Raw genomic sequence first — 406 nt, forward strand, 5'->3', positions numbered from 1 at the left:
ACGCCCCCAAACCTGCAAACCCAGCAGGGGCGGGGGCTGGCGGGGTGTTGGAAAAATCCATCCATGATTATCTAAGAATAATCCACTAGGCGCGGTTATCAGCGCCCTTGTGGGGCGCTGCTGCCCTTGCCCAATATGCCCGGCCAGAGGCCGGATAGCTGGTCTATTCGCTGCGCTAGGCTACACACCGCCCCACCGCTGCGCGGCAGGGGGAAAGGCGGGCAAAGCCCGCTAAACCCCACACCAAACCCCGCAGAAATACGCTGGAGCGCTTTTAGCCGCTTTAGCGGCCTTTCCCCCTACCCGAAGGGTGGGGGGGCGTGTGCAGCCCCGCAGGGCCTGTCTCGGTCGATCATTCAGCCCGGCTCATCCTTCTGGCGTGGCGGCAGACCGAACAAGGCGCGGT

This window comes from Vibrio sp. 378 (assembly GCF_033339435.1).